Source organism: Synechocystis sp. FACHB-908 (genome assembly GCF_014698595.1).
GTDB lineage: Bacteria > Cyanobacteriota > Cyanobacteriia > Cyanobacteriales > Microcystaceae > Synechocystis.
Genome location: NZ_JACJTH010000043.1, coordinates 1 through 26,981, shown reverse-complemented (window position 1 = coordinate 26,981; position 26,981 = coordinate 1). Strand labels below are relative to the sequence as shown.

General features: G+C 47.4%; 21 protein-coding genes, 1 tRNA gene and 1 pseudogene. 11 read left to right on the top strand and 12 right to left on the bottom strand.

From position 1 onward, the window contains the following. Positions 1-181: 181 nt before the first annotated feature. From H6G46_RS17035 to H6G46_RS17020, 4 genes are all read right to left on the bottom strand, one after another. Positions 182-1,711 carry a PP2C family protein-serine/threonine phosphatase gene (locus H6G46_RS17035; RefSeq protein ID WP_020862019.1) on the bottom strand — a complete coding sequence of 510 codons (1,530 nt, stop codon included), beginning with the start codon at positions 1,709-1,711 and terminating at the stop codon, positions 182-184. Between the two features lie 125 nt (positions 1,712-1,836). Further along, positions 1,837-2,388 carry a hypothetical protein gene (locus H6G46_RS17030; RefSeq protein ID WP_199303575.1) on the bottom strand — a complete coding sequence of 184 codons (552 nt, stop codon included), beginning with the start codon at positions 2,386-2,388 and terminating at the stop codon, positions 1,837-1,839. Positions 2,389-2,575: 187 nt separating this feature from the next. After that, positions 2,576-3,097: a hypothetical protein gene (locus H6G46_RS17025; RefSeq protein ID WP_010873877.1), complete on the bottom strand. Its 522-nt coding sequence runs from the start codon at positions 3,095-3,097 to the stop codon at positions 2,576-2,578. A 111-nt stretch (positions 3,098-3,208) separates the two neighbouring features. Next, positions 3,209-3,844, bottom strand: coding sequence for a ParA family protein (locus H6G46_RS17020; protein WP_010873876.1), 636 nt, complete (start codon positions 3,842-3,844; stop codon positions 3,209-3,211). A gap of 156 nt (positions 3,845-4,000) precedes the next feature. Here H6G46_RS17020 and H6G46_RS17015 point away from each other — a divergent pair, with 156 nt between their 5' ends. From H6G46_RS17015 to H6G46_RS18545, 3 genes are all read left to right on the top strand, one after another. Beyond that, a complete protein-coding gene (locus H6G46_RS17015) occupies positions 4,001-5,374 on the top strand; it encodes a HAMP domain-containing sensor histidine kinase (protein WP_010873875.1) in 1,374 nt (457 codons plus the stop codon). Between the two features lie 14 nt (positions 5,375-5,388). Beyond that, positions 5,389-7,092 (top strand): AarF/ABC1/UbiB kinase family protein, encoded by a 1,704-nt coding sequence (locus H6G46_RS17010; RefSeq protein WP_010873874.1) that lies wholly within the window; start codon positions 5,389-5,391, stop codon positions 7,090-7,092. A gap of 197 nt (positions 7,093-7,289) precedes the next feature. Then, positions 7,290-8,636 carry a CIA30 family protein gene (locus H6G46_RS18545; protein WP_010873873.1) on the top strand — a complete coding sequence of 449 codons (1,347 nt, stop codon included), beginning with the start codon at positions 7,290-7,292 and terminating at the stop codon, positions 8,634-8,636. Positions 8,637-8,704: 68 nt separating this feature from the next. Here H6G46_RS18545 and H6G46_RS17000 read toward each other — a convergent pair whose 3' ends face one another. The 3 genes from H6G46_RS17000 to H6G46_RS16990 form a co-directional block, all read right to left on the bottom strand. Then, the gene (locus H6G46_RS17000) at positions 8,705-9,661 is read right to left on the bottom strand and encodes a mechanosensitive ion channel family protein (RefSeq protein ID WP_010873872.1); all 957 of its coding nucleotides are present in this window, start codon (positions 9,659-9,661) and stop codon (positions 8,705-8,707) included. After that, entirely contained in the window at positions 9,658-10,908 is a 1,251-nt protein-coding gene (locus H6G46_RS16995) for an AsnC family protein (protein ID WP_223211298.1), read from the bottom strand. The genes H6G46_RS17000 and H6G46_RS16995 overlap by 4 nt, the downstream gene beginning before the upstream one ends. A gap of 45 nt (positions 10,909-10,953) precedes the next feature. After that, a tRNA-Gly gene (locus H6G46_RS16990) sits at positions 10,954-11,025 on the bottom strand. A gap of 126 nt (positions 11,026-11,151) precedes the next feature. Here H6G46_RS16990 and rlmN point away from each other — a divergent pair. The 4 genes from rlmN to H6G46_RS16970 all read left to right on the top strand — a co-directional run bounded on the left by rlmN (position 11,152) and on the right by H6G46_RS16970 (position 15,240). Further along, on the top strand, positions 11,152-12,204 hold the full coding sequence (gene rlmN, locus H6G46_RS16985; protein WP_010873870.1) for a 23S rRNA (adenine(2503)-C(2))-methyltransferase RlmN: 1,053 nt from the start codon (positions 11,152-11,154) through the stop codon (positions 12,202-12,204). Positions 12,205-12,332: 128 nt separating this feature from the next. Beyond that, complete coding sequence (locus tag H6G46_RS16980; protein WP_010873869.1) at positions 12,333-13,610, top strand: bifunctional cobalt-precorrin-7 (C(5))-methyltransferase/cobalt-precorrin-6B (C(15))-methyltransferase; 1,278 nt, start codon at positions 12,333-12,335, stop codon at positions 13,608-13,610. A 98-nt stretch (positions 13,611-13,708) separates the two neighbouring features. Further along, positions 13,709-14,890, top strand: a complete 1,182-nt coding sequence (locus tag H6G46_RS16975; RefSeq protein ID WP_010873868.1) for a M20 family metallopeptidase — start codon at positions 13,709-13,711, stop codon at positions 14,888-14,890. A 41-nt stretch (positions 14,891-14,931) separates the two neighbouring features. Next, on the top strand, positions 14,932-15,240 hold the full coding sequence (locus H6G46_RS16970; protein ID WP_010873867.1) for a hypothetical protein: 309 nt from the start codon (positions 14,932-14,934) through the stop codon (positions 15,238-15,240). Positions 15,241-15,298: 58 nt separating this feature from the next. On the opposite strand, the gene H6G46_RS16965 is transcribed toward H6G46_RS16970, so the two are convergent. Further along, a complete protein-coding gene (locus H6G46_RS16965; RefSeq protein ID WP_010873866.1) occupies positions 15,299-16,003 on the bottom strand; it encodes a Rho termination factor N-terminal domain-containing protein in 705 nt (234 codons plus the stop codon). Beyond that, positions 16,003-17,391 (bottom strand): ParA family protein, encoded by a 1,389-nt coding sequence (locus H6G46_RS16960; protein ID WP_010873865.1) that lies wholly within the window; start codon positions 17,389-17,391, stop codon positions 16,003-16,005. Before H6G46_RS16960 ends, H6G46_RS16965 begins: the two co-directional genes overlap by 1 nt. Before the next feature lie 345 nt (positions 17,392-17,736). On the opposite strand from H6G46_RS16960, the gene H6G46_RS16955 reads away from it, so the two are divergent. Together H6G46_RS16955 and H6G46_RS16950 are read left to right on the top strand one after the other, a co-directional pair. Next, complete coding sequence (locus tag H6G46_RS16955) at positions 17,737-18,813, top strand: RuBisCO accumulation factor 1 (protein WP_010873864.1); 1,077 nt, start codon at positions 17,737-17,739, stop codon at positions 18,811-18,813. A gap of 82 nt (positions 18,814-18,895) precedes the next feature. Further along, positions 18,896-20,158, top strand: coding sequence for a VWA domain-containing protein (locus H6G46_RS16950; RefSeq protein WP_010873863.1), 1,263 nt, complete (start codon positions 18,896-18,898; stop codon positions 20,156-20,158). Positions 20,159-20,195: 37 nt separating this feature from the next. On the opposite strand, the gene H6G46_RS16945 is transcribed toward H6G46_RS16950, so the two are convergent. Both H6G46_RS16945 and H6G46_RS16940 read right to left on the bottom strand, forming a co-directional pair. Next, a complete protein-coding gene (locus H6G46_RS16945) occupies positions 20,196-22,631 on the bottom strand; it encodes an HD family phosphohydrolase (RefSeq protein ID WP_010873862.1) in 2,436 nt (811 codons plus the stop codon). A gap of 45 nt (positions 22,632-22,676) precedes the next feature. Then, positions 22,677-23,684, bottom strand: coding sequence for a hypothetical protein (locus H6G46_RS16940; RefSeq protein ID WP_010873861.1), 1,008 nt, complete (start codon positions 23,682-23,684; stop codon positions 22,677-22,679). 47 nt (positions 23,685-23,731) lie between these two features. Here H6G46_RS16940 and H6G46_RS16935 point away from each other — a divergent pair, with 47 nt between their 5' ends. Then, positions 23,732-24,424, top strand: a complete 693-nt coding sequence (locus tag H6G46_RS16935; RefSeq protein WP_020862025.1) for a bifunctional 4-hydroxy-2-oxoglutarate aldolase/2-dehydro-3-deoxy-phosphogluconate aldolase — start codon at positions 23,732-23,734, stop codon at positions 24,422-24,424. A gap of 274 nt (positions 24,425-24,698) precedes the next feature. Next, on the top strand, positions 24,699-26,222 hold the full coding sequence (locus H6G46_RS16930; RefSeq protein WP_010873859.1) for an ammonium transporter: 1,524 nt from the start codon (positions 24,699-24,701) through the stop codon (positions 26,220-26,222). Between the two features lie 488 nt (positions 26,223-26,710). Here the strand turns inward: H6G46_RS16930 and H6G46_RS16925 are convergent. Next, positions 26,711-26,981 (bottom strand): annotated as a pseudogene (locus H6G46_RS16925) (IS701 family transposase); the annotation flags it as partial.

The following is a 26,981-nucleotide window of genomic DNA, read 5'->3' as shown; positions in this document are numbered from 1 at the left end:
CTAAAACTAAAGGAAAAAAACGATTTTAAAGGGGCAACCTATTATAAAGGCTTTCACAGTCCCAGGGCCTGAAAATTAGCGCCCTGTTTCCCGCGGCATTTTTATAGTAATTATAGACTTGCGAGCATCATGACCAAGAAAAACTCCATCTAAAACATGGGTAATCTTGTGCTGAAGCTAACTATATTTTTTTAAAAATGACTAAAGTAATGTCATCAAAAACCCGGCTGTCACCAATATAAGCCATTAAATCCTCCACCACTGCTTGACTAATTTCCAAGGCTGTTGACTGGTGGTTGGCAATGAGCACCTCTTGAAATCTTGCCAAACCATAAAATTGTTTTTCCCCGTTTTCTGCTTCGGGAATACCATCGGTGTATAGCACCACCACATCCCCTGAATGTAAATTAATTTGGGTGCGGGCAATAAAGGTCGTAATATCTTTCTCCAAAGCAAGGGGAAAGCCTAAATCAATGGTATCTATTTCTTCTATGGCGCCATCAGCACGAACCACAAAAATGGATTCATGTTGGCCACTAAGGATTAATTCCCCCGATTGATAATCTAACATCACCAGGGTCATATTTTTACTCAGTTCCATCCGTTGGGTATTTTTGTAGAGAACCTGATTGAGTAAATTGTGGAATTGCACTGCTTCCGTAATTTCTGCCGTTAGCAGAGTTTGGATCGCAGTTTGGGCCATTATGGCCATTACTCCACTTTCTAACCCATGGCCAGTGACATCGCCAATGCTAATAAAAATGCGGTTACCGATTTTAACCACATCATAATAATCTCCCCCCACTTCAGTGGCCGAAGCCATGTAGCAAGCAATATCTAAATCGGTAATTTCTGATAATTCTTCATGTTTGGGTAAAACCATCATTTGTAATTTTCTCGCTACATCTAACTCCGTTCCCAATCGCATATTTTCCTGTTTTAACTGAGCATTGAGGCCAGTAATTGCTTCGTTTGCTTTGGCTAAGTCTGCTGTTCTTTCTGCTACTTTTATTTCCAGTTGACTGTTCGCTTTAAGCACTTCCTGTCTGGCTATTTCCCGGTCCTTAATATACATTTGCAAAACCTTTAGCACCACAGCCCAGAGGGGAATTAAGGTAATTAAACTAACTACGGCCAGGGTGCTAGCAAAAAATAATGTCTGCCGAAAATTAGCTAGGTTGGCCTGGATACGATTGGCGATCGCCAGTTCACTCCTTGCAATGCCGTCAATGTAAATTCGTTTATTACCCAGATATTCCCGGCTGTTGAGCATGGCCTGGGCCTGGGACAAATTTCCCTGCCGCACCAACTCAAAAGCTTTTGTTTCCATTACCACCAAACGGTTGTTGGCGATTTCAGTTTCCTGGGCTCCTTCCCCTTCATAGGCTTCTGGTGCAATGGCAATGGCTTGCTTGATCGCCGCTCCTAATTCCGGTTCAAATTTGAGATACCGTGCTTCCCACTCCGAATCCCCTGTGGCGGCAGCCATTTGAGAAGACATGGTTAAGACTTCGTCTAAGTGGACAATTTTGCCAGCCTGAGCCTGGAGTTGAAAATCCACAGCCACCGTATTTTGAAAAATTAGATAGGTTTGCCAGGAACTCCACCCCAGGGGAATAAACAGTAACGCTGTTAAAATAATCGCCGCCGCAACAATGCGAATAGGATAATACATTGCCACCTGAATGGCCCGGGACAAGGGGCGGAACATCACAAAACCCTCCCATGGTAGAGGCCACGGTGACGGTTTGCTGCAAATTATCGTTCCTGGGTTATCCGGCTAGGCGCAAGGAAAGTGAAAATTTTAACCTAGCATTTAATCGTCCAAATTTACCACTACTGTGGTGGAGCCACGGGAATAGCTACCCCTTCCGCTGGAATAACTGGAATAAGATTATCTTCTGCTGGATTTTTACTGGCGGGGGGCGCAATGGGGGCTTCGGTGGGTAAAGCTTTTTTCGGAGCTGGGTTACTGATAATGGCAGTGTCTACAATTTTTTGCTCCATGGGGTTGCCCAGGGGACTATGGAGAGGGGGTGAAGAAGGCTGAGCACTGGCATCGGGGGATGGAATCCCAGCATTTTCTCCGACGGGAACTAGATTTTCTTCAATTATTTCGGTGGCTTCCGTTTCTAGCACTTTAGCCGTTTCAGCGGCGGGATTAGGGTTCTTATCGGACTTCGCCTCGCTGGGGATGATGGGACGCAACTCAGAATTGACCAGTTGGGCACCACTATCCTGGGGAGCGTTATTCTCCGGCTGGGCGATCGCCGGGGGACATTCGGTACTGCTTAGTCCCACTCGACAGCGTAACTCCTCCCTAGCCAAGGAGACAAAAATGCCGGTGCTCGAAAGGAGTAAAGCAAAAATAGTTAAAGCGTTTCTCATGACCACTGACGGAACTTGAATCGGTGTGTTGTCTTTGCCATTGATGTCAGGTGGTTAACTGAACCACGGCGACCCCATGGCAATCGATCCTAGCCCATGGCAAGGGAAATTTTCATTGTCCAGGGCCATTTTGGCGATCGCCCGTAGTAGGGTAATGGAAAAGATAGGATTTCACCTCTTGGTCAAATTAATCGAACCAACCAATGTCTTCATCGCTCAAATTGGTGGGAGGTTGTTTGGGAGCGACGTAACGGACAGGCATGGCCCTGGGGAGGGTGGTAAGGGCCGCGCTGACTTGGGGAGCTAAATCCTCTTCCAAATCTTGAATTTTGCTATACAGTTTGCCCACCAAATTTTTTTCTTCCTTCAGTTCCGTTTGTAGTTTCTCCACCAATTGAACTTCGTTCTGGAGCTCTTTCACCCTGGCCTGTTCTTGTTTTAAACTTTGTTCTAGTTGTTTAACCTTTTCCTGAGCCTTCTTTTCCTGTTGTAACTGCTCTTTTAGCTTTTCCCCTTGATTTTTTTCCGCTTGCAGCGCCGCTTTAATGCTGTTCAACTGGGCTTGAAGCTCGGCCAAATCTGCTGTAGGTTCAGGCACAGAAGCCTCTGGAGTTGGCTCGAGATCAGGGGAAATACCAGCATCTAACTCTGGTTGGGACTGGGCTTTAACTTCTTGTTTGAGCAGATCCGATAAGCTTTTTCTGGCCATAGTTAAAGGGAAAATCTATAAATATTTATAGGTGTTAAGAGTCAATGATCAAACTCTGGGTTTAGGTTGGGAAAATAGACTCGGTAAATTTCGACCAACACAGCCCAGAACCTAGAGTAATTCTCGCAAAAGTTCATCCGCCACCCGTCGATAATCCGATTGGGCCTCCTTCGCGTTTTTGCCTTTCCATTGGGTAATGGCCATACCATCCAACACAGACCGCTCATGGGCTTTATAGCTCCGCACAAAGGCATGGTAGGCAGGAATCCCCAGTTCCAGGAGGGTATTTTGAGCTTCGAGGGTTTCATTCAGACTGCGGGAGTCCACCTTGGTCAACAGCACCCGATGGGCCACCCTTAGGGGATTAACAGCGGTTTTTACTGTGTCGATCAACGCCGTCAAATCCATGGGGGCCGGGGGCGTCGGCAATACTAGATAATCAGCTAGACCAATGACCGTCCTTAATGCCTCGGAACGGAGGGCCGGAGGTGTGTCCACGACAATAATTTGGTAGTCATCCACCTGGGGCAAGTCCTTCAATGCCTGGGGATTATTTTCTTGGCTGAGATGGAAACCCATTTTGTCTCCACTGCGTTCCACCCACCAACTGGCAGAGCCCTGGGGGTCCGCATCCACCAAAAGTACCGATCGCTTTTCCGCTAAAATTGCGGCCAGGTTAACTGCGGTTGTGGTTTTGCCAACGCCGCCCTTGCCGTTAACTACTGCCAAAATCTTTGGTGTGGACACCCGTTTCCCCTACCTTGACCTATTACCGTTGCCCCTCAACATACCACAATTGTTCCTTCTATTTAGGGAATTATACTGGGGTCAGAAGCCAATTTTTACCCATATCCTGGGGAGTTAGCTGGTGCGTGAAAGTTATCCAATTGTTGATTGATACGAATGGCAATCCACTATGCGTCCCTTGGCAAATCCCTCATTGATCTCGTTTGTCTTCCTCCAGGGAACGAACCGGTGCCTGTTTTGCTAGCTCAGAAATTAGCCCTGGCCCTACAGTCGGAGGTGGTGGTGTGGGTGGTGGGCCAGGCCCAGCCGTGGTTTTGGTCCTTGGCCGGCAAGCATGGCCGTTGGCCCAGCGAAGACTTTTGGCAGCATTGCTCTCCCCAGATTATGGAGGCGATCGCCAATGGGGAAGGATTAACGTTGACCGCAACGGAATGGCCATTGTGGCAAGAATTTTTTCATTTATCTTGCCCTAGGGTGGAGGGGATCAAAACGTTTTTCCAAGGCAAAGAAAATGGGCTAATTCTAACGGTGTATAGTTGCCCAGCCACGGATAAAACAATGTCCAAACAACAACAATTCCCTCTACAAAAACTCCAAAATGATTTGGGAATTATCAATCAACTACTATTAGGAACTAATCTCCCTAATGATGGATTATTAGAAGAATTACATTCCGTAAATCTTACTGAACTTGATCCCATCAGCTCCCTTCATTCTTCCCGCAATTTTTTTGAAGACAGCCCAATTTTAAAAATCTGGTATGAAGCTAGTCGTCGACAATTAGAACAACAAAAACAATGGAATGAGAAATTAATTAACAATATTATCACCATCATGAGTGATCAGACCCGCAACCCCCTGGCCACCATCCGCATGGTAGTTGCAACTTTGCGCGCCACTCCCCCCACCCCAGAAAAGCTAGAACAAAGATTGGTAATTATTGATCAAGCGTGGGATAAACTCAATGATATTAACAGCAAAATTTTACAATTAAAGCAACTAAAACAAGAGGTTAATCAACTACAAATCTATGACTTAAATATAACTATTTTGCTAAAGGAAGTGATTGACCACTGCTTTCCCTTGCAGGAAGACAATCACAGAATACAATTTCATTACGACCATGGGATTAATTCGGTGGCCGCTGATGATAAATACTTGCGGCAAATTTTCCAAGAACTGTTAACTAATGCACAAAAGTTTGCCGTGGCCGATAGTTCCATTGTGGTCACCTTAGAACAATGTGAGCAAATCTCAATGCAAGTTAAAAAAAATATTAAATGCACTTTTAGTAATCAGACTGTGGCCGTGGATGACAACAATCTCCAACATTTATTTGATCCTTTTTATCGGGAGCAATGGGTGATTGACTCGGCGATCGCCGGGGTGGGGTTGGGGCTAACCATTGTCCGCACTTTAATTGAGCAACTCAATGGTAAAATCAGCGTTGTGGGAAAGCCCTCCTGCCAGCCAGGCCAGACCGTAATAACTTTTACCTTAATGATTCCGGAGTCTGGGGCGACTGAATAATTTTTCCTCCGTTGATGATGCTCATTTCGCAACCGATGGCGGATCGACCCCTCAGTTGGTCGGGTTTGTCCCGTAGGCCGTGGCGCAGACAACTGGCGGTCACTAGGGTTTTTCTGTTATTTGTGTTCTTTTTGTCGTGGGACCGGCTCACGGCCCCCCGCTCTGCCCAACGGCGCTATCGTCGAGCCCAATGGTTGGTGCAACAGTTACTCTATTTGGGCCCTACTTTTATCAAGATCGGTCAGTCCCTTTCCACCAGGGCAGATATCATTCCGGCGGAATATATCGAAGCTTTTACCCAACTCCAGGACCGGGTCCCTCCCTTTGATTCCCGTCAGGCGATCGCCGTTATCGAACAGGAATTGCACGGGGCGATCGATGAGATTTTTCAACAATTTGAAGTTACTCCCCTGGCATCGGCCAGTTTAGGCCAGGTGCATCGGGCGGTGTTGCCCACGGGGGAAGCGGTGGTGGTGAAAGTACAAAGACCAGGATTGGATAGTTTATTAAATCTAGATTTTGAGCTTTTACATCAAACATTGCGGTTAGCCAAACGATGGTTACCCGGATTCCGTCGACTGGCCCAAAAATATGAAATTGAAGCCATTTATCAAGAATTTTTCTCCCTGCTTTTTTTGGAAATTGATTACATTCACGAAGGCAAAAATGCAGAAAGATTCCGTCAAAACTTTGCTGATTATCCCAGGGTTAGGGTGCCAGAAATTTATTGGCAATACACCACCCGCATGGTTTTAACACTGGAATATTTACCGGGCATTAAAGTGGACGATCGCCAAGCCTTGGAAACCGCTGGCATTAATTTAGATTTGGTGATTCAAACCGGTATTTGCGCCTATTTAAAACAGTTACTAGTTGATGGTTTTTTCCAGTCCGATCCCCATCCAGGCAATATGGCGGTGGATAGCCAGGGGGACTTGATTTTTTATGATTTTGGCACCATGGCGGAGGTGAAAATCATTGCCAAAGATCAAATGGTACAAACTTTTTTTGCTGTACTGAGAAAGGACACCAACCAGGTGTTAGAGGCTTTAATTTATATGGGCCTAGTGGAACCGAAAGGAGATCTAAGTCCCATCAAAAGAATTATTAATTTTTTGCTGGATAACTTTCGCGATAAACCGATTGATATTAAAGCCTTTGACCAAGTGGGGGAAGAGGTCTATGCCATGTTCCAACAACAACCCTTCCGCCTACCGCCCCAAATGACCTTTATTTTAAAATCCATTTCTACTCTGGATGGCATCGCCCGGGCCTTGGACCCCCGCTATAATTTAATCGCCGCCAGTCAGCCCTTCATCCAAAGCATCACCGTTGCCCAACCTAAACGTTCCCTAGCCATGGCGCTGCTGCAACAGGTTAAACAATTTGCCCTCGACCAATTGAACAGACCATCCCGTAACCAACAATTTCTCCAGGAATTGGCCGCCAAATTAGAACGGGGCGAGCTCCAGTTTGCCACCCGCTCCCCGGAAGGCGATCGCCTGTTGCGGAAAATCCACTTGGCCCTAAAAAGTCTCATTTTTGCCTGTTTAACGGGCTTTACTTTACTATCAGCAACGGTCTTGCTATCCACGGTCTATGCTCGTTTTGCTGTGGTGGGTTTCGGCTTAGCGGGACTATTTGGCCTCTTTTTACTGCGGTCTTTGATCAAGTTGGCCGTGCAAGAAAAGTTAGACCGACTGGTGCAAAAAAGGTAGTTAACTAAAAATTTTAGGCGCCATTAGGCTTAACAAATAGTCCTAATAAACTTCAATACTTAAATGCTCTTTCTGAAAATCTTTGGCCACGGCCTGAGGAAATTCCCACCGTACTGCTAGCTAAACTGGGTTGCCTAGCGCAAAGACCCTAGGAAGATTAGATTAGAAACAGTGCTGTCAACCAAGGGAAAAATACTGTGATTTTAGTTGTGGGCGCCACCGGCGGCGTGGGCAAAAGGGTAGTTAAATTGCTCATTGACGGAGGCCAAGAGGTGCGGGTGTTGGTGCGGGATGTGCCCAGGGCCAAAAAACTTTTTCAAGCTTGGTTTGGGGGTAGGCTACCCGATCGCCTGGAATTTTTTGGCGGTGATTTAACTATTCGAGAAAGTTTAACTCCAGCATTGATGGCCAGGGTAACGGCGGTGATTTGTTGTAGTGGCACCAAAGTTCAACCAGTGGAAGGGGATACGCCCCAACGGGAAAAGTATTACCAAGGGCTCAAGTTTTACCTGCCGGAAGTGGTGGACGTACCGGAGCAAGTGGAGTATGAAGGCATCAAAAACCTGCTGGCGGTGGTCAAAGAACATATTCAGCCCAAGGAAAACACCCTGATCGACTTTCGTCAGACTGATTCTCCCCGTTTAGCTTGGTATTCCGTTGACGATGGGGTGATGGGGGGTGTCAGCGCTAGCCAATGGCAACTGACCGGCGATCGGGCTTTATTCACCGGAGAAGTTTCCACCGCTAATAATGGGGGCTTTGCCTCGGTGCGATCGCCAAATTTTGAACCGGCGTTGGATCTTTCCTACGCTGAGGGCATTCAACTCCGCATCCAAGGGGACGGCAAGCGCTACAAATTCATTATCCGTAGCCAAAACGACTGGGATGGGCTGAGCTACTGTTACTCCTTCGATACTTTCAACAATCGTCCCCAAACAGTTTGTATTCCCTTCCAACAATTAATTCCCGTCTTTCGGGCGAAAACCGTGCCAGAAAAGGGCCCATTCAATTCTGCCCAGGTGTCCGCCTTCCAGTTGATGCATAGCAAATTTGAGTACGACGGTGGGCTAAATCCCAGCTTTTCCCCGGGTATATTTGGTCTGGAAATTGAGTCCATCAAAACCTATGCCAATCCCCTCACGCCCCAGTTCATCCACGTCAGTTCGGCTGGAGTAACCCGTCCCGATCGCCCAGGGTTGAATTTGGACGAAGAACCACCGGCGGTGCGTCTCAATGACCAATTGGGAGGCATTTTGACTTGGAAATTACGGGGGGAAGATGCCATCCGGGGCAGTGGTTTGACCTACACCATCGTTCGGCCCTGTGCTTTAACGGAGTCAGAAAATCCAGAAATGATGCAATTTGCCCAGGGGGATAATCTGCGGGGCCAAGTTAGTCGCTGGGCGATCGCCAAGTTATGTGTGGACAGTTTGCAATGGGCGGAAGCTGGGGGCAAAACCTTTGAGGTCAGTGCCAGGGAACCGGGCCGTAACCAGGCCGCTTGGCCATTTCTGCTCAAGCAACTAAATTTCGACCAACGCTAATTTTACAACCGAGTATTTTTGCTTAGTGTCACTAAAGCTTACAATCCGATCTGAAAAAGCCCACCCACTCAGGTGTCTGACTCATCCCGCCCCAGTTTTAGTCTGGGATAGGGCAAACCCTGTTGGCCAAAGGCTCGTTTAGCCCGACGGATTAAATCCGTTTGGTAGGCAAATTCATCTCGGGCGTCCATGGGATAGGAACGGAGCTTAAATTCGGTGCCCCAGATGTGTTCCTTCATCACCACCACAATGGGAATGCTGAGTTGGGTGTAGCGACTGCTGTAGGCGGCCTGGTACAAAATACGGATAACCTGTTCCACATCAACGCTGTGATCGAAGTAAAAGCTGGTGGCCACCTGGGCTTCTAAATTACCGCCATTGGCATTGGAAATCGGTTCTGTCCAGGTTTTGTTATGGGGAATGGTGACATTATTATCGTCCGGAGTTTGGAGGCAAATACCCCGCAGTCCATAGCCCGTCACTTCACCGTAATGATCTCCAATTTGAATCCGATCTCCTACCCGATAGGGCGCTTCAAACAGGGCCACCACCCCGGCAATAATGGAGCTAATGTAATCTTTAAACGCAAAACCTAGGGCCACCGCAATGGTACCAGTCAAAGCCAATAAATTACCTTCCGATAAATTAAAAAATAGGTTTAATAAATAGGAAATGGTAAATAGTAAAATTAATGCTTTGCAAAACGGTAAAGATTGTTTGACCAACAGCCGAAACCGCCGGGGTACCCGCTCCGAAATCCAGTTAGTGACCTTTTGAATTACCGCCATCAACCCATAGGCGATCGCCACAGCAATTACGGCCCGAATAATTTTTCGGATAGTCAAATCCGTCAGCAAACTTTTGGGAATTTGATCCGGGGGGGTCAACTGAGCCAAGGGCAGGGAGGACAAATGCTGAAGCCCAAATTCCCCCGCATTAGTTAAATGGATTACCGGCAAATAATGGGCAAAAGTATTTCTATTCAGAGTAAAAAAATCTGACAAAAATGTGGTATCTAACATCATCTTCCCCCCACAAAGAAATTATTATTGGCCAATTCACTTTGCAGTTGTTGATAGTAGGTGGGGCAAATAATTAAATCCCCCCAACGACGTACCAAAATATCTTCCCGTAGGAGCCGCTGTACCCTAGCTTGGATTTGACTTTCCGGTTCCCCTAAGCTCAGGGCCAAGTGCGCTGGACTAATGCGGCCGTGGATCATCAAGGAGTGGAGCAAATACAAATCTAGGTTGGTGAAGGACGGTAAGCTCGGCTGGGCGGGATTGACCTGGAACAAGGGGCAGATTTGGTCCTCATTTTCTTTGGTATTGAGCACCGATTGAGCTGGGTTTTCCCTTTCCATCACTTGCTTTTTGATCCGCAGACTCCGTAACCAAAGCTTAGCCGCAATGGAACCGATCCCCTGGGAGCAGTTCGCAAGGTTTTGCCAATAAAGTTCGACCTCTGCCTGGGCATCTGATGAAGATGAATTAGATGAATTAACACTAATTAAGTTGGCAAGATCGCCTTCTGGCTTAATAGTGCCCCATTGCCCTGTGAGGGGGATTAACCAACTGCGGAGCATTTCCCCCGTTAAGGTTGGCAGAGGACGCACGTCATCAAAATAAGCGCTAATTTGGCTGACAAAATCCAAAAAGTCCCAGGCCCAGGAATTACAACCAATCAACCAGAAGTATTGAGGATTCTGCACAGTAATTTCCCGCAAAAAACCAATGCCGTCCCAACCGCTGATACAACGCAGAAAGCATTGTTCTAAGGAAGGAATCACCACCACTGTGGTGCGCTGTTCCAAACATTCCACATCCTGGATTAAGTCCACTCCCTGGCCGTCAAACTCAATGCCTCCCTGGGCTTCTAGGGCATGGCGCAATTGGGCTGTTATGGTCAAAGGATCAGAAGGGCGACGAAAATCCCCCAGGGGGGTCACCACCTTTACCTCCAGGTCATTATCCCAACTGTTTAAGCTATCCTGCAAAATTTTGGCGATCGGCTCGACGGGATTGGCCAGAATCACCAGGCTATTGGGGGCTTCTAGGTTTTTTTGCCAGGCCTGGAGGCTATCTTCTAGGGCGGAATGAATGGCCTTGATGTAGGCGGTGGGGGTAACGAGGGAGTTAATGGATTGGAGAAGTTTTGCTTCCAAGGTGTCTGGCAATGGCGCCAAGGTCTCGGGAGAATGGTCACTCTCCTGACTTTTGTGCAACCAAAAAAACACTTTCTGCTTGAGAAACTGCCAGGCAAAACTAACCATTGCCATGATTCACTTTGCTCCGCAGATTGGGGAAAATTTTTAATAAGCGGGTAACGCGATTCGAACGCGCGACATCAACCTTGGCAAGGTTGCGCTCTACCACTGAGCTATACCCGCAAATTTCAGACTTTTATCAATATGCCAAAGAAAGATTTTTATGTCAACAATTTGGCCAGGATTTTTTTGTAGTGGCCGGGAAATCTGACTTACACTGGCCATGGATGCTTCTTTTTGCTTATCGCCATGGCCCCTTCCCCCGCTCCTCTACTATCCCTTTCCCTGCCGGAATTAACTGACTGGGTGCAAACCACTGGCCAACCGGCCTATCGGGGTAAGCAAATTCACCAATGGTTGTATCAAAAAGGGGCCCGTTCCCTGACTGCCATGACAGATTTGCCGAAGGTATGGCGGGAAAAAAATGTCCATTACCCCATCGGGCGATCGGTCATTGACCACTGTGCGGTGGCCCCGGATCACACAAGGAAATACCTGCTTCGTTTGGCAGATGGGTTGATTATTGAAACGGTGGGCATTCCCAGCAGTAAGCGTTTAACGGTGTGCGTTTCCTCCCAGGTTGGCTGTGCCATGGATTGCAATTTCTGCGCCACGGGCAAAGGAGGGTTCATCCGCAATTTAGAAAGTCATGAAATTGTTGACCAAGTGCTGACCGTACAGGAGGAATTCCATGAACGGGTGAGCAATGTGGTTTTCATGGGCATGGGGGAACCGCTGTTAAATTTGCCCCAGGTGGTGAAGGCGGTGGAATGTCTTAATCAAGTGGTGGGCATTGGCCAGCGGGCGTTGACCATTTCCACAGTGGGGTTGCCGGGGAAAATTCGCCAACTAGCCGATCGCCATTTGCAGGTTACTTTTGCGGTTAGTCTCCATGCTCCCAATCAAACTTTGCGACAATCGTTAATTCCCAGTGCCCGGCACTATCCCCTGGAGCAATTGTTGGCGGACTGTCGAGCCTATGTGGAAACTACGGGGCGACGGGTGACGTTTGAGTATGTGCTGCTGGCGGGAGTCAATGACCAACCAGTCCATGCGGAAGAATTGGCCCAAAAGTTGCGGGGTTTCCAAACCCATGTCAATTTAATTCCCTACAATCCCATTTCCGAGGTGGATTATCAGCGTCCTACGGAAGCCCAAATCAATCAGTTTGCCCAGGTTTTGAGTGACCATCGCATTGCGGTCAGTGTGCGCTATTCCCGGGGAGTGCAAGCGGATGCGGCCTGTGGTCAGTTACGGGCTTCCCGCAAGGAAGAATTAGCGGAATTAACCCCTATGGCGTGATTAGTTTTATCCCCCCTCATCCCCCTTTGAAAGGGGGGAAATAATTGTTATTTTGTTTGGAAGAGATTTACTTACAATGCCTTCTAAAATTTAAGCTTGGCCGATTTTTAGTGAGGAAATTTAATTAAATGATCCATGTGGTGGGCATTGGCCTGAATGGTGCCGAAGGGTTAACTAGTTCAACACTAGAATTAATTGCCCAAGCAAAAATATTGGCCGGCGGCGATCGCCATTTGAGTTACTTCCCGCAGTACGGCAAAAAAAGTTTAGTCATCAAGGATTTTTCAGCAGATTTAAAGAAAATCAAGCAGTTTCATCAGACTTTAAAGTCACACGAAACTATTGTTGTTTTAGCTTCCGGTGATCCCCTGTACTTTGGCTTGGGACGGTTATTACTGGAAAAATTTTCCCCGGAACAATTAAAATTTCATCCCCATTTGAGTTCCATTCAGCTAGCCTTTAATCGTTTAAAAATGCCCTGGCAGGATGCCACCATCATCAGTGCCCACGGAAGATCCAACGAGTTGCTCATACAAGCCCTGCAAAAAGGAGCAAAAAAATTAGCCATTCTCACCGATGGGCAAAATCATCCAGGGGCGATCGCCAATTTATGTTTATCTTTGGGGTTGACCACCACTTACCAAGCTTGGGTTTGTGAAAACTTAGCGGCAACAAATGAACAGATTCAAGCCTTTGATTTGCCATCTTTAGCATCCCTAACCGCAACGGATTTTTCCCCCCTCAATGTAGTGGTGCTAGTTAAACAAAAGCCAGAAAATCCCCTAATTGATCTGGATCAGTTACCCATTTTGGGCATCGCCGATCATCACTTTGCTAGCTTTGACGATCGCCCTGGCATGATTACCAAACAGCCTATCCGGGTGCAAATTTTAGCCGCTTTATCCTTGCAACCCCGACAAATTATTTGGGACATTGGGGCCGGTACCGGGTCAGTGGCGATCGAGGGTGCCCGGTTGTGTCCCCAGGGAAAAGTTTTTGCCATTGAAAAAACTAGCGCTGGTCAACGGTTAATCGAACAAAATTGCCAACGATTTCAACTGCAAAACGTCGAGGTAGTGGCCGGCTCTGCCCCGGAAGTTTTAGCCAATTTACCTACTCCTAACCGAGTTTTCATTGGTGGTAACGGTGGGCAATTAACCTCTATTTTGCAGACTTGCGGGGAACGTTTAGCGATAAATGGTTTGGTGGTGATGGCGATCGCCAGTTTGGAGCATTTGAGCTTAGCCCTGGGCTGGTTTAAACAACAACAATGGCAGGTGAAAGTGCAACAGGTGCAAATTAGCCAGAGCGTTAAATTTGCCGAACTGACCCGCTTTGATCCCCTCAATCCGATTTATTTACTCACTGCGGGGAGGAACTCCATGGGAAACGACGACCTTGGTTAACTTCCCCCAATGCCGTGTTCTACACTAAAAAGCACCACTAACATTTTCCCTTTGCCACTTTGCTATCCTCTGCTTCCCAACACACCGATGCTGCCCTGGTGGAGCTAAAAAATTTAGCCCAAACCCTATTGCCCCGGCTGGTGGAAATCCGTCGCCATCTCCATGCCCATCCCGAGTTGAGCGGCCAAGAATATCAAACGGCGGCCTATGTGGCGGGGGTGTTGTCCTCCTGTGGCCTCCATGTCGAAGAGGCGATCGGGAAAACGGGGGTGGTGGGGCAGTTGTCCGGCAAAGGAGACGATCCGCGGCTGTTGGCCATCCGTACCGATATGGATGCGTTACCCATCGAAGAAATGGTGAGTTTGCCCTTTGCTTCCCGCCATCCGGGGGTGATGCACGCCTGTGGCCACGATATCCACACCACTTTGGGTTTGGGTACGGCCATGGTGTTGTCCCAAATGGGGCATAGGTTACCGGGGGATGTGCGCTTTTTATTTCAACCAGCGGAGGAAATTGCCCAGGGGGCCAGTTGGATGATCCAAGATGGGGCCATGAAGGGGGTCAGCCATATTTTAGGCGTTCATGTTTTTCCTTCTATTCCGGCCCAGCAGGTGGGCATTCGTTACGGTGCGTTGACAGCGGCGGCGGATGATCTGGAAATTTTTATCCAAGGGGAATCGGGGCATGGTGCTAGGCCCCACGAAGCGATCGACGCCATTTGGATTGCGGCCCAAGTAATTACTGCTTTGCAACAAGCCATCAGTCGCACCCAAAATCCCCTCCGGCCCATGGTGCTTTCCCTGGGGCAAATTAGCGGTGGCCGGGCTCCCAACGTGATTGCCGACCAAGTCCGCATGGCCGGCACAGTGCGATCTCTCCATCCCGAAACCCATGCCCAACTGCCCCAATGGATTGAGGGGATTGTGGCCAACGTTTGCCAAACCTATGGGGCGAAATATGAAGTCAATTACCGTCGGGGAGTACCTTCGGTACAGAACGATGCCCAGTTAAATAAGTTGTTAGAAAATGCAGTGCGGGAAGCCTGGGGAGAATCAGCCCTGCAAATTATTCCTGAACCATCCCTAGGGGCAGAAGATTTTGCTCTATACCTAGAACACGCCCCTGGAGCTATGTTTCGTTTAGGTACTGGTTTTGGCGATCGCCAGATGAATCATCCTTTGCACCATCCTCGCTTTGAAGCCGATGAAGCAGCAATTTTAACGGGGGTTGTCACCCTCAGCTATGCTGCCTGGCAATATTGGCAAAATATCGCAATTTAACGACTTAAAATATCAAATTAACCTCTAACAATTAAAGAAATATGCTAGACATAAAACTCTCGTTACAACCAGATACGGAACAAAAACTTAAGACTATTCTCAGCAGTGGCATTGATAATGAAAGATTCGCCCAAAGTGTTATTAATTACCAGATTCAAGAACTGCAACGGGGGATTTTGAATTTGAGAATTGAACTAGATGAGTTTGAAAAAAAATATCAAATGTCGTCGGAGTTATTCTATGAGCAATTTTTCCGCGGAATTTTGAACGATGAAGCAGACTTTATGGTTTGGTCGGGTTTAGTGGAGTTGATGCACCGTGATCAATCACAACTCCAAGTACTAGAATAAGCTGAGAGTTACTCCCAAGAATATGGATAGTAAAATTGCCTTATAATCTATTAGTCAGCTATGATTCCTCAGTATCAGCTAATAAAATTAGCAGTTCAGCTTTTTTCATCTTGGAATAACCGGAGTGTCCTCTCTCTTTAGCAATTTTTCTGAGTCCAGTCACACTTAATTTTTTCAAGTCATTCCCTGATTTCCCCAAATCATCATCAGAAATTAGACGAGGTTCAGGAGTAACATAGAAAATTTCCTTGAATATATCTAATTTTTTGCCATTGGTTATACCACATTTAAGAGCAACAACATCCTTGAGACTTTCTTGCCAATATTTACGTTCAGCATTAGATATTTTATCCAGTGAAGTAGCAACTTTTACTCCAGATAAAGGATTAACCGAACGATTAATTAAATAGTCAAGGGCAAGTTTAATTTCATCTCTAGTTGCCGTTGTTAAGTTTACTTTGGGCACAATTTCCTTGCTTAAAAGTTGGGAAGATTGTTGTACAAACTGATCATCATCGGCAACGATACACCAAATTTTTGTAAGCCCTGCTTGTCTTACTGCCGCCAAAGTGAAGATATTAGCAACAGCGACAAAACTACTTTCTCCCGTTTGTTTAACAACTAAAGGAATCCAATTTCTTCCACCACAAAGATTAATTGATTCAGCTGCTTTGGCGACTAAAAACTGATGTGATTTTGTTGCAAAGAGTGGTTCAATTTCGTCAACGTGAAGATGCAGTAGAGCGCCAATTTCTTGTTTCATTAGATAAAGTATTCCTCGATTAATAGTTTGTAATGACCACGAGCAACTTTGCTGGTAAACACAGCCGGACGATAGGAAAATGCTATAGATGAAATATAGGCATAATTAGGAATTGTAAAAATTGCTTTATCTTCTTGGGCATCTGTTAACTTAGGGAAGAAAAAACTGGTTAAATCAATTTGGTCTTCCAATTTAACTGTTTCAATTATTTCCTGAATTGCCTGTTCAGCTTGTTTCCTTGATGCATCCGTTATATTTTCACCATTGAAAAAGATTGGTAATGGTGTTGGATCTGCTAATTCCGGATTAAATGCCCTTCTTTCACTACCTAGTTGGGGCAAAATTTGTTTCATGGCCATTGCGGCATTTTTAAAAGAGCTAATACTGTTATGTTTTGAAGGCATTAAAATGACATCAGCGGCAGTAATTGCCTCTTGGGTAAAGTAATTATCCCCCGGTGGAGCATCAATCAGAATATAATCGTAATCATCGGCAAATTGAGAAAGGGTTTCCCGTAAACTACCTTTTTTAACTTTCATCAATTCATGGGAAGATTTACCCAAAAAACTTTCATCAGCGGGAATAACATCAAAGCAGTTATAAACTTTCGAGTTTTTTAGTTTAATTTCATATTTGGAAATAATACCTTGCTTGTTGGATTTATTGTTCTTAACGTCTTCAAGATATTGAGACAATCTTATTCTGCTTGGTTTTATTTTGAGTAAATCAGTCAAATCTTTTTGATTTGGATCAAAATCAACTAATAAAACCCTTTTTGCATAACCTTCAGGCTTAGGAATGCAAAGAGTTGCCGCTAAATTAATAGCTGTTGTAGTTTTTCCGACCCCGCCCTTATTATTGTATAAAGCAATCTTTAAAGCTCGGTGGTCACTTTCCATATATTTACCAATTAGACCAACTGCTTCATCGATATTATCTGGGGTTAACTCAATGTTAGTTGTGAAAGGATAAACCGTTCTACCGTGGCGACGAAAAAGCTGAATATGCTTCCCGTTCGTGATTACTCCCCACTTTACTTTTTCGCAATTAGCTGCGCTGGGGTCCAAATATCTTTTCAATTGGGCAACCGCCGCCAGATAGTTCTTACTATCTGAACTTAAGTCTATTGTGTTACGTTTAATTTCAACAATTATTTCTGCCCCATTCAGTGTGTGGGAAAAGATATCATCGCCGTAATTTTTTCTACCTGCAACATCAACGAATTGTAAGCCATTTCCAACTTTATATTGTTGTACGATTTCGCCATCTGAATAGGAAAAGTTCCACTTAGCCATCATTTCGGGAATAACCAGACGCCCTACTATGTCAGCCTCATAGGCCATTGGTGGAAGATTCAATAGGGCTTGTTTCAGAGACGAATCAGACATTGTACTAATTGGGTGTCAGGGCTAGGTGATTGAGGCTATTGTTAGCATCAAAAATAGTTCTTTGTAACTTACCAGAGAAGCTGAAGGAAAAATCCTGCCAAATCCACATCCCGGGCTAATTCGCATAATCATTCATAAGTTTCGAAATCATAGTAACTCAAAAAGACTATAAAAACTTGTAAATTATAAGTTTATTTTTAGAGCTGGGGAGATTTCACCTCGGCTACGGTCAGGGTTTCCATAGCGATGCCAGCAGAATGTTAAGTTTTATGTATAGATTTAACGTTACTGGTACGCAGGATAATGAAAGTAGAGTAGTTTAATTGCCTAGATTTTTAGCCAACGATGACCCATTCCCCTGAATCCAACCCTACTGTGAGCGCCGCCGAAGCCGCTGAACTGATCCGTTCCCTGTTGCATAAAGAGGGCACTTGGGTAGATTGGGGTAAAAAATGTCAGCAATTACAGAAGGCAGGTTACGGTGCTGAAGAAATTTTTGAGCAGTCCGGCTTCCAAAAAGTGCAACAAAATTTGGTGATTGTGGCTAGTCAAGTGTATGAAAGTCTGGTCAAGCAAGGCATCGATGAAACGGTACTATCCTATTATCGGGGTCCCAAAAGTGACGTGCTGTACGAACTACGCATCCTCAACCATCAACAACGGGCGATCGCCGCAGTGGAGGCCCAGCAGAAGAATTTGGCTGCCGATGAAGCGAAGGAATTGGCTAAGGCATTTCAGGAATTTGGTTACCTGTCCCAACTGCCAGAAGGTTTTACCGACCATCCTGGGGACGCATTGGCCTATCAATGTTGGAAATTAGCCCGGCAGAAAAAGAATTTGCCGGAAAGAACCCGTTTAATTGTCAAAGGATTAAAATTCGCCCATTCCCCCAACGCCCGTCAGGCGATCGAAAAATTACTGACTGATTTAACCGCCCAGCCTAGCCGGAAAGCTCCCTTAGTGCCGGTGTTTCGCCTCGAAGAAGACCAGGAAGCGGCCCGACTCATTCCAGTGGCGGGGACTTTTCCCCTCCAGCCCCAGGCGGTGCAGGCAGTGCAGTCTTTAGAACAGGTGGAACCTTTTGGTTTAGTTAGTTACCAAGGGGAAGGGGCGGTGGTGCCGGTGCCCCAGTGGCAAGCAATTTTGACCGCGGAAGATCCGGTGGCGATTTTTTGTCCGGCAGGGCAAGTGTCGGAATCCCTAGCCCGTAAGGATGAACAGGTTTTGGTGGTGGTGGATCGCAGCAAAAAAATTTGGAATGATGGCAGTTATTTTCTGCTCAACCAAGGAGAAACAGTAGCAATTCAATGGTGCGAAACAGAGCCAGAAAGGGAGATTTTAGCCCAGGTGGTGTTGGTGCTCCGACCGAAGAAGATTTTCGATGCCAACAACCTGCGGGAACCATGGCAAATGGATGATTAGATTGGCGGTTTGCTCATCGGTGGAAAATCCCAGGGGCAAAAATCTTGGAGTAAGCTAAAGGAAAAAGTTTGAGTTGCTCCCCATGCGTATCGACCTTTCCTTGCTTTTAAGTGACCAAAATTTGGATGCTGGGGCCCCTACCAGTCAGCGGCAGTTGCGGATAGCCGTGGCGGCCAAAGCGGATGACCATGATCGCCGGTTGCCTTTGAATTTGTGCTTAGTATTGGACCACAGTGGCTCTATGGATGGTCAGCCTTTAGAAACGGTTAAAAGTGCGGCCTTGGGGTTGATCGATCGCCTGGAGGAAGATGATCGCCTTTCGGTCATTGCCTTCGACCACCGGGCCAAAATTGTCATTGAAAATCAACAGGTGCGGAACGGGGCGGCGATCGCCAAAGCCATTGAAAGGTTAAAAGCGGAAGGGGGCACCGCCATTGATGAGGGGTTGAAACTGGGCATTCAGGAAGCGGCTAAAGGTAAGGAAGACCGGGTTTCCCATATTTTTCTGCTCACCGATGGGGAAAATGAGCATGGGGATAATGACCGTTGCCTGAAACTTGGCACGGTGGCATCGGACTATAAGCTCACGGTTCATACCCTTGGTTTTGGCGACCATTGGAATCAGGATGTGCTGGAGGCGATCGCCGCTTCGGCCCAGGGCAGTTTGAGTTATATCGAAAATCCCAGCGAAGCGTTGCATACCTTTCGCCAACTGTTCCAACGCATGAGCAATGTCGGGTTAACCAACGCCCATCTCCTGCTGGAATTAGCGCCCCAAGCCCATCTTGCCATCGTCAAGCCCGTGGCCCAGGTATCGCCGGAAACCATGGATTTAACCGTGCAAAACCAGGGAGCAATTGAGGAAGTGCGTCTAGGAGATTTGATGACCGACCAAGAAAGGGTCTTACTGCTCAACCTTTACCTAGACCAATTACTGCCGGGGCAACACGTCATTGGCCAAGTGCAAATTCGTTACGATGACCCTGCTTCTGGGCAAACCAATCTGCTGTCCGACCCGTTACCCTTGACCATTCAGGTGCAAACCCAGTACCAACCCAGCACCGATGTCCAAGTGCAGGAATCCATTCTCACCCTGGCTAAATATCGTCAGACCCAAATCGCTGAAACTAAGCTCAAAGCCGGCGATCGCCAAGGGGCGGCCACCATGCTGCAAACCGCCGCCAAAACCGCCCTACAAATGGGCGATAAAAATGGCGCTACTATTTTGCAAACCAATGCCACCAGACTTCAATCCGGGGAAGATTTATCCGAAGGCGATCGCAAAAAGACCCGCATGGTCAGCAAAACCACTCTCCAACCGCCCTCTGCGCCATCAGAGCATTAATACAGATATCCTAGGGCTTTCCCAACTTGAGTTCCGCCTAAAATCTGGTGGTGGAAGGACTAGTTACCTGCACATCTAAGGCCGCCTTGGGGTAGGCAATCCGTTGGTGATGGAACTGTTGCCACACCCGTACGAAAACATCGGCAATAATGGGCAATTCTTCGTATTTCAAGCCACTATCCTGCAATTGGTTATCTCGCCAGCGGGCCTTAAAAATACGGTTAACCATGGCCATGGCGGTTTCTGGATTGGCTTCTCTGAGGGAACGCAACGCCGCCTCACAACTGTCCGCCAGCATCACAATGCCGGTTTCCCGAGACTGGGGAATGGGACCGGTGTAACGGAATTCCTCTTCATTAACTGGCGGTTCCCCCGCCCTTTCCGCCGCTTCCTTGGCTTGGATATAAAAATAGGAAATCAACATTTGTCCCTGATGTTCAGGAATAAAGTCCCGCACCACCTGCGGTAAACCGTAACGTCGGGCCATCACCAACCCTTCGGAAACGTGTTTTTTGATAATGTCCACACTGACGTAGGGATCATTGATTTCATCGTGTTTATTAGGGCCCCCCATCTGATTTTCAATGAATCCTAAGGGGTCGTGCATTTTGCCAATGTCATGGTACAAAGTTCCGGTTCTCACCAGTTCAACGTTACAGCGCAATTCCCTGGCCGCCGATTCAGCTAAACAGGCCACAAATAGGGTGTGCTGGAAAGTACCAGGGGCTTCTTTGGCCAACCTTTGTAGCAGGGGGCAGTTGGGATTGCTCAATTCCACCAACCTGGTGGGGGTCACCACGTCGAACAATCTTTCTAGGTAAGGGGAAACCCCGATCGCCATGGCACTCCAAGCCAAACCGAGTAGGCCATAGACAATGGCACTGGGCAGAGCAGTGTACCAAATAATTGTGACCGCTGAGGCGTTAACAATTAAATATGTGAATAAATAAACTATGCCCTGGGTGGCCCCTACCCCTACCCCCAACAGGGCCAACTCATCCCGAGAACGGAGCTTACTGGCAATCATACCCGCTAGCAAGGCCGCCGCTGCACTGCCCAATAAGTATTCCCAAACAATGGATTCCATGGCAAAGGCGGACAATCCCCCCACCAATACCACTTGGGTGATGGCCAGGGTGGGGCCATAAAAGCTACTGGTGAGCAAACTGATGGCCGGCAGGTTGTTATAGACCGGGTCAAGCAAAAATAAGACTGGAGTGCTAACGCTGAGCAAACAGAGGAGAATATGGTCCCGCCGCCGTAGGGGCCGATGGATACGCCGACTTACTCCACAGAAAATAATTAAAGCGCCCCCCACCAACCCCGCTGTCCGCAACAGGCCTTGCCAGTTCACCTGGCGCTGACTCAGGCCATAACCGTCCAACAAAACAAATTGCTCTTGGGTAATGACTTCCCCCGCCCGCACAATCACACTGTTTTTCTCGGCGGATACTTTGACGTTTTCCATGGCCAGTACCGCTTTTTCCGCCAAGTTTTTGGTGGCTTCCTTGTCAACAGTCAGATTATATTTATCCTTGAGTAAATTATTTAAGCTATTCTCCGCCACTTGGTGGGCCTGGGGGGGCAAAATGTTGCGCAAATGGAGTTGTACCGTTTCCCCCAACAGAGGAGCAGTGATGCCCGCCGGTAGGCCCTGGGTGAGAATGCGGTCATGGACTTGGATAATGGTCTGTTGGGTAGTTTGCCAGGTGGGCCCGTCTAACTTCAATGCCCCGATCTGGTTATTGGTAATCTGGCGATCGGCCTTAACCTCCGCCAAGCGAGCCGTCACCCGACCATATCTATCCTGGGCGGTCCTGATGCTGGTGAGTAAGCCCGCCATGGTCTCAGGGGAAGTGGTGGCTTTTTGTTGATCAAATAACTGTTGCAGTTTGGCCAACTGGGGTGAAGCCATGGGCAGTGGCTGGCCATAGCTAATATAATCTTCCAATTGTTGCCATTCCCCTGGCCCCAGACTACGGAGTAAATGTTGCTGCTCCAGGGTAAAAATCTTGGTGTCTATGTAGGGAAAGGTACCGGCTAGGTAGCGGAGCTGGTTGATGGCATCCAGATATTGACTTCTTTCTTGTTTGAGTTGGGCGGTTAACTCGTTATCCCTTTGTAGGCGGGGAATGGTACCGGCCCGCACTTCCTTCCGCTTTTCCTCTGTGGTTCTTTCGTCCACAAAACTGCCATCTTCCGGGGCGTAAATGGTGTAGGGAGATTCGGTGCCAACGCTGAGCTGGGGCTGGTTATAGAAACGGTAACCCACTACCCCGGTGAGGGACACCACTGTAATACCCAACATCACTGGTGGGTGGGCAATGCGTACAAACCTGGAGCGGTGGATTTTTTGCCAAATGGTTTCATCTTGGGAAGTGGAGGCCGTGGTCCTGGGGAGAGGATGGCTAGAGGCAGTGGACTTTTTTAGTTGGGACGCCACTGCTTGGCGGAGGGCAAAAATTGCTTTCATAGCACCAATGGGTGGGCAACGGCTGGAAAATGTTGGGCTGTCCAGTTAATTGCCATGGGTGGGGAGGATCTGTGCATATTCCTGTTGAGAGACCAATTTTAAACTAGATCGACGTTGCATTCCCAACGGGGGAGCTACAGCCAAGGCGGGGTTTTCCTGGCCGGAACCAACACTAAGACGACCGGACCATCTCCGCCAAAGTTGTTGTCCTAAGGGCAAAAAGTTGGCGCGCACTGTGGAGCGATGGTCTGTTATTAGAGCTTGTTGGCTAATCTGCATACCATTATAAGCTCCCACGAGGGCGAGGGTTAAGGGGGACAAAATCCCCGGATAAGGATTCTGGCCAGGGTGATTCACTTGATTTTTCCTCGGGGGTGAAAGGGCGATCGCCTTTGATGCAGATTGTTCTGCCATTCCTAGTTGGCGAAGAATTAACCGGGGTTGAGCGGGGTTTTGACCCCAGAGATAAATGGCGGTGCTAACCATATGGATCCAGGGATCGGCAGTTTGGCCCGTGGTTCTGGGGGAAACATAATTTTCTAAACATGCGGCGATCGCCGTTAGGCCCTGGCGTAACTCTGGGGAAAATGCCGGGGCCGGAGTAACTGGCCACCATTGCGCTGGTGCTCTCAGTAGGGCTGGCAACTGGTGAATGGCAAATCTTTCCGACAGGATAAGGGTCAGTAGTCTTTGCCATAGTAATAAGGCGGGCTCGGCCTGGTCACCACCGACCCATGCAGGGCAATGATTCTGACAAAGATGGAACCAGTGGGATAGATCCTGCCTAAAGCCGAAGGGATTTTCGTAATGGTAAAGAGCTAAAACAATTAACCAATTAACTAACTCTGCCGTAGTTAAGGCTGGCTGTTGGGACAAAGCATTTTGCCAAAATCTTTCCGGCAAAGGAGTTTGGTAAGGCTCGGATAATATGTACTGCCAGGGTTGGCCCCATCGGAGGCAATTAGCTTGATTCTGATGGTTTTCATCCCAGTCTTTTCCCCCCAAGGCCAGGAGTAAGGAAGCTTGAAAGCGGGAGAGGGGAGAAAGGGCCATGGTGGAGCGGTAATCTGGAACAGTGTTGAATGTAGGAAGTTTGGAATTTGTCCATCATTGATGATTTTGGTTGCCCCCAGGAGTCAGCTATCTCCGCCCTCCGATCGCCATGGTTAAAAATGTTGCGACAGCACCGGGCGATCGCCGTTATTCGCACTGATTCCATCGACCTAAGTCTGCAATTGGCTAAGGTGGCCATCGAAGCAGGCATGGGGCTAGTGGAAATTACCTGGAACAGTGACCAGCCGGGGGAAACCATTGCTCACCTGCGTCATCAATTTCCCCATTGTGCCATTGGTACGGGTACAGTCCTCTCTCAGGAGGATTTGCTCCAGGCCGTTGCCAGTGGAGCCCAATTTTGCTTTACCCCCCACAGTGAGCCAGAATTAATTACCAGCGCCGTGGCCCATGGCATCCCCATTATTCCCGGTGCCTTTTCCCCTACGGAGATTGTCCAAGCCTGGCAGAGGGGAGCCACCGCCGTCAAAGTTTTTCCCATTAAAACCTTGGGAGGAGTGGACTACATTCAAGCTCTCCAAGGTCCCCTCGGCCAAATTCCCCTTATTCCCACCGGAGGGGTAACTTTGGCAAATGCCCAAGCTTTCCTAGCGGCCGGAGCGATCGCCGTTGGCCTATCTGGACAGCTATTCCCCCCCAATTTAGTAGCAATCAAAGCCTGGAGAGAAATTGGCGATCTAATCCGTACTTTGTTGAAAGAAATCCAGACACCAAGGGGCTGATAGTACAAAAAGACGATTAACCCCATGGGTAAAAGCAGGGGAGCCACTAAAGTTCACAGGTTTACACCGAATTTTCCATTTGAAAAGTAGTAAATCATACAGAAAACAATCATGTAAAAATTGAATACTCTAATGGTTTGATGTCCGAAAAAGTCTAGTTTCTTCTATTCTTCGACCAAATCTATGGCAGGGCACTATCACAGAGCTGGCTTAATAATTTGGGAGAAATGGGTGGGGGCGGACTTTCGTAGAACAATGTAGATTAAAGTACAAAATGTCTAATTCGATATTGTCTAAACTAAATGTGGGTGAGAGGAGTCCTGTTAATCGGACACATTCCTCGCGTACGGAGGCAGAAAAGTCATCCCTTTTTCGCTTTGTACGCCGTAAAATTAATTCTCCCTGGTTGGCCTGTGTTCCCTTAACAGCCCTGATTGTGGCAATCTGGAACGCCGCGGCGATCGCCCAAGACACAGAAATTGTCAACATCACCGTTGAAACCGTTAACGAAAATGTTGCCACTCTCCAGGGAACCCTTAATGCCATCTGGATTTTGATAGCCGCCATTCTGGTTATCTTCATGAACGCTGGTTTCGGGATGTTGGAAACCGGCCTTTGCCGGCAAAAAAATGCCGTTAACATCCTGACCAAAAACCTGATCGTTTTCGCCTTGGCCACCATAGCTTACTGGGCGATCGGTTTTTCCTTGATGTTCGGCAGCAGTGGCAATCCCTTCGTCGGTTTCGGGGGATTTTTCCTGAGCGGCGACCACACCAACTATGGATTAAGCCCATTTCCAGAAGGATTGCCCGTAGCAGTATTCTTCTTGTTCCAGGTTGCGTTCTCTGCTACCGCCGCCACCATTGTTTCCGGTGCTGTAGCTGAGCGGATCAAGTTTAATGAGTTTTTGATCTTCAGTGTTCTGTTGGTTGGTATTGCCTATCCCATCACTGGTCACTGGGTTTGGGATGCCGGCGGCTGGCTTTACACCATGGGCTTTATGGACTTTGCCGGTTCCACTGTGGTTCACTCCGTTGGTGGTTGGGCTGCTTTGGCTGGAGCTTTCCTTCTCGGTCCCCGCTTAGGTAAATTTGTTGATGGCCGACCCGGCGCTATCCCCGGCCACAACATGGGTTTTGCCATGCTTGGTTGTCTAATTCTCTGGATCGGCTGGTTCGGTTTTAACCCCGGTTCCCAATTAGCCGCCGATCAAGCCTGTGCCTACATTGCCGTTACCACTAACCTTGCTGCCTCTGCTGGTGGTCTCACCGCTACTTTTACCTCCTGGCTCAAAGATGGTAAGCCTGATTTGACCATGGTAATCAACGGTGTACTGGCTGGACTGGTGGGTATTACCGCTGGTTGTGCTGGAGTATCCTACTGGGGGTCTGTCATCATTGGTGGTATCGCTGGAATTTTGGTGGTCTACTCCGTTGCCTTCTTCGACAAAATTAAAATTGATGACCCCGTGGGTGCCATTTCTGTTCACTTGGTCAACGGTGTTTGGGGAACCCTGGCAGTGGGCTTCTTCAACATGGAGAAGGGCTTGTTTTACGGCGGCGGCATCAACCAGTTAATCATTCAAATCGTTGGTATTCTGGCGATCGGTGCTTTCACCGCTATCTTCAGCTTCGTTGTTTGGGCTATCCTCAAGCAAACTATGGGCATCCGGGTGTCCGGCGAAGAAGAAATGATCGGTTTGGACATCGGCGAGCATGGCATGGAAGCTTACACTGGCTTTGTTAAGGAAACTGATTCCTTTGGTAGTGCTGTCTCCGGTGCCACTGTCCCTGAATAATTCGTCTGGGCTGGAAGGATAAAATTTATCCTTTCACCGACTGCAGGCAAATTAATTGTCATCAAACTGGCAAAAAATAGTAACTATCTTCAAGGGGGTCGGTTTTTCCGCTCCCCTTTTGTTGTTTGTTAGGAGCAACAGATGGTTAGTGGAAAAAGTTTACATGTTAGGGAATGCCGAGGGCCGATTCTACTATCACCATAAACAGCCAGGGCGAATTAGAATCCCCATGGCTCACCTGGGGAAGAATCCCAAATTCAAAAAAGCCACCAAATAAGCCTGTCGAAAACCTATCGCTCTTCTATCAGTGTAGGTGGGAAGGTAAAATAATTGGAGCAATAATAAGGTCTCCTAAAGCCATTACTGCCTTCTTCAATTTGTCAAATAAGCAATGGAAGTTTCTCAATAACTGAGGTGTATAAATCACCGTCATCCACGGCTTTAATAAATTAAAGTAACATAATGGCTGAATTATTAATTTCATGTTGTTAAGTATGTTTTTCCATCCATTTTTTTGATTTGTTTAAGGAGTTATCATGCGGAGGCAAATTTTCTATCTGAAGACTTACCATTAAATATACGCTCATCACTATTTCCCGCCATTTTTCTATTCTGGAATAGTCCATTATTCTAAAATCTGCCCACCCCAGTTCATTCTTTATTTGCTTTAATCCATACTCTATCCAGTTCCTTGCTCCATATAAGTTACCCACTTCTTTATATTTTATTTCTGATACTTTTGTCATAATACAATACGTT

What these genes read in the sequence shown, in the direction of transcription:
- H6G46_RS17035 (WP_020862019.1), bottom strand. Translation starts at nt 1,711, where the DNA reads ATGTTCCGCCCCTTGTCCCGGGCCATTCAGGTGGCAATGTATTATCCT.
- H6G46_RS17030 (WP_199303575.1), bottom strand. Translation starts at nt 2,388, where the DNA reads ATGAGAAACGCTTTAACTATTTTTGCTTTACTCCTTTCGAGCACCGGC.
- H6G46_RS17025 (WP_010873877.1), bottom strand. Translation starts at nt 3,097, where the DNA reads ATGGCCAGAAAAAGCTTATCGGATCTGCTCAAACAAGAAGTTAAAGCC.
- H6G46_RS17015 (WP_010873875.1), top strand. Translation starts at nt 4,001, where the DNA reads ATGGCAATCCACTATGCGTCCCTTGGCAAATCCCTCATTGATCTCGTT.
- H6G46_RS17010 (WP_010873874.1), top strand. Translation starts at nt 5,389, where the DNA reads ATGATGCTCATTTCGCAACCGATGGCGGATCGACCCCTCAGTTGGTCG.
- H6G46_RS17000 (WP_010873872.1), bottom strand. Translation starts at nt 9,661, where the DNA reads ATGATGTTAGATACCACATTTTTGTCAGATTTTTTTACTCTGAATAGA.
- H6G46_RS16995 (WP_223211298.1), bottom strand. Translation starts at nt 10,908, where the DNA reads ATGGTTAGTTTTGCCTGGCAGTTTCTCAAGCAGAAAGTGTTTTTTTGG.
- rlmN (WP_010873870.1), top strand. Translation starts at nt 11,152, where the DNA reads ATGGCCCCTTCCCCCGCTCCTCTACTATCCCTTTCCCTGCCGGAATTA.
- H6G46_RS16980 (WP_010873869.1), top strand. Translation starts at nt 12,333, where the DNA reads ATGATCCATGTGGTGGGCATTGGCCTGAATGGTGCCGAAGGGTTAACT.
- H6G46_RS16970 (WP_010873867.1), top strand. Translation starts at nt 14,932, where the DNA reads ATGCTAGACATAAAACTCTCGTTACAACCAGATACGGAACAAAAACTT.
- H6G46_RS16965 (WP_010873866.1), bottom strand. Translation starts at nt 16,003, where the DNA reads ATGAAACAAGAAATTGGCGCTCTACTGCATCTTCACGTTGACGAAATT.
- H6G46_RS16960 (WP_010873865.1), bottom strand. Translation starts at nt 17,391, where the DNA reads ATGTCTGATTCGTCTCTGAAACAAGCCCTATTGAATCTTCCACCAATG.
- H6G46_RS16955 (WP_010873864.1), top strand. Translation starts at nt 17,737, where the DNA reads ATGACCCATTCCCCTGAATCCAACCCTACTGTGAGCGCCGCCGAAGCC.
- H6G46_RS16950 (WP_010873863.1), top strand. Translation starts at nt 18,896, where the DNA reads ATGCGTATCGACCTTTCCTTGCTTTTAAGTGACCAAAATTTGGATGCT.
- H6G46_RS16945 (WP_010873862.1), bottom strand. Translation starts at nt 22,631, where the DNA reads ATGAAAGCAATTTTTGCCCTCCGCCAAGCAGTGGCGTCCCAACTAAAA.
- H6G46_RS16940 (WP_010873861.1), bottom strand. Translation starts at nt 23,684, where the DNA reads ATGGCCCTTTCTCCCCTCTCCCGCTTTCAAGCTTCCTTACTCCTGGCC.
- H6G46_RS16930 (WP_010873859.1), top strand. Translation starts at nt 24,699, where the DNA reads ATGTCTAATTCGATATTGTCTAAACTAAATGTGGGTGAGAGGAGTCCT.